This is a genomic window from Streptomyces sp. NPDC050549, assembly GCF_040655035.1.
In the GTDB taxonomy this organism is placed as follows: Bacteria; Actinomycetota; Actinomycetes; order Streptomycetales; family Streptomycetaceae; genus Streptomyces.
On sequence record NZ_JBFAJD010000113.1, the window covers coordinates 1 to 1,929 of the forward strand.

At 65.0% G+C, this 1,929-nt stretch carries 2 protein-coding genes and 1 pseudogene; all 3 read left to right on the forward strand.

The genetic code is table 11. From position 1 onward, the window contains the following. Positions 1 to 377 precede the first annotated feature (377 nt). Positions 378 to 704, forward strand: a complete 327-nt coding sequence (locus tag AB0I51_RS48345; protein WP_362985909.1) for a transposase — start codon at positions 378 to 380, stop codon at positions 702 to 704. Beyond that, on the forward strand, positions 701 to 1,342 hold the full coding sequence (locus AB0I51_RS48350) for an IS3 family transposase (protein WP_362985911.1): 642 nt from the start codon (positions 701 to 703) through the stop codon (positions 1,340 to 1,342). The genes AB0I51_RS48345 and AB0I51_RS48350 overlap by 4 nt, the downstream gene beginning before the upstream one ends. A 34-nt stretch (positions 1,343 to 1,376) precedes the next feature. Further along, positions 1,377 to 1,844: pseudogene (locus tag AB0I51_RS48355) on the forward strand (helix-turn-helix domain-containing protein); the annotation flags it as partial. Positions 1,845 to 1,929 lie beyond the last annotated feature (85 nt).

Below are 1,929 nucleotides of genomic sequence, written 5' to 3' on the forward strand. Positions count from 1 at the left end.
TGACGTCCTCCAGGCCGAGGCGGTCCGCGGCGGTGGTGGGCGGGAGCATCACGGCGGTGGACAGGCGCTGCTCGCGCCTGATGCCGCCGAGGATGTGGTCGCCACGGAAACGCGGACCTTCTTCCGCATGCTCTTGTGTGCGTTCATGGTGGATAAGGCTGGACCCGCCGTGTGATGGGGACTGGCCCGGAGTGTGATCAAACGGCAACAGCCCATGGGCGGCGACAGGACGTCGGGTCCGCTCACCCGCCCGCGAGTATGTGATCGTCCCGTTCCTGGAAGCCGTCTGGGAACACATGTCGGCGTACACACCGATCGTGGTCGGGTTGAACCGTTCCGGGTTCGATAGAGACTCGATCATTTGAGAGGATCGAGTCATGGCACGTCCTTCCCCTTATCCCCTTGAGCTGCGCAAACGAGCGGTTCGCATGGTCGCCGAGGTGCGTCCGGAGTACGACACCGAGTGGTCGGCGATGAAGGCGGTCGCTGCGAAGCTGGGCATCGGGACGACCGAGACGCTGCGCAAGTGGGTCCGCCAGGACCAGATCGATGCCGGGGCCCGGCCGGGGACGACGACCGAGGAGTCCGCGCAGGTCAAGGCGATGAAGAAGGAGATCGCCGAACTCAAGCGAGCCAACAAGATCTTGAAGGCCGCGGCAAGTTTCTTCGCGGCCGGGCTCGACCGGCCACACACACGCTCGTGAACTTCATCGACGAGCACCGGGACCGCTTCGGCGGCGTCGAGCCGATCTACCACGTGCTCACCCAACACGGCTGCAGCATCGCCCCCTCCACCTACTATGCGGCCAAGAAGCGCCCGGCCGCCCCCTCGGCCCGGTCCTTGCGGGACGCCGAACTCAAAGAACTCATCACCGACATCTACGACGCCAACTTCCGCGTCTACGGGGCGAGGAAGATCTGGCACGAGCTGAACCGCCGCGGACATCAGGTGGCCCGGTGCACCGTCGAACGCCTGATGCGCGAGCTCGGCATCGCCGGCGCCATCCGCGGCAAGAAGGTGATCACTACGGTGCCGGATGCGAGCGTGCAGCGGGCACCGGACCTGGTCAACCGAAACTTTGTCGCACCGGCCCCGAACCGCTGTTGGGTAGCCGACTTCACTCACGTCAAGACCTGGTCCGGCGTCGTCTACGTCGCCTTCGTCGTGGACACCTTCTCTCGCCGGATCGTCGGCTGGTCCGCCGCCACGTCGAAGCAGACCCGCCTCGTCCTGGACGCTCTGGACATGGCCCTATGGCAACGCGACCGCGATCAACACCCCTACATGCGGGGCGAGTTGATACATCACTCGGATGCCGGGTCGCAGGGCGGATTCAACTGATCGTCGCAACACCTCGTGATCAGCGAGGTGTGGGATGGTTCGTCGTCAGCAGGCGGCCGATCGGGCGGTGCGCCCGAAGTTGAGGTCACCGGGGCATCCGAAATTTCAGCGTCATATCGAGGCGGAGTTCTGGGACGAAATCGCCAAGGGGCTTCTCGCGGAGGAAGCGGCCGGGGTTATCGGCGTGGCGCCGGCGGTGGCCACGCGCTGGTACCGGCAATGTGGCGGCATGCGACCGTTCGATCCGCAGCCGCCTTCGGGCAGGTACCTGTCGTTTTCTGAGCGGGAGGAGATCGCGCTCCTCAACGCCCAAGGCAAGGGCGTTCGTGAAATCGCGCGGGAAGTCGCACGTGATCCAGGGACGATTTCCCGCGAGTTGCGGCGCAACGCGGCCACCAGGAGCGGCAAGCCTGAATATCGGGCATCGGTCGCGCAATGGAAATCGGACTTGGCCGCACGCCGCCCGAAGACATCGAAGTTGGTGGCCAATCCGGGTCTTCGAACTTGAGCGGTGCGCTTCTGGTGTGCACTGACTGACTGTCACGGTCCGTGATGGGTGGGGTGGTTGTTGGCCCTGGATGTAGGAC

What these genes read in the sequence shown, in the direction of transcription:
- AB0I51_RS48345 (WP_362985909.1), top strand. Translation starts at nt 378, where the DNA reads ATGGCACGTCCTTCCCCTTATCCCCTTGAGCTGCGCAAACGAGCGGTT.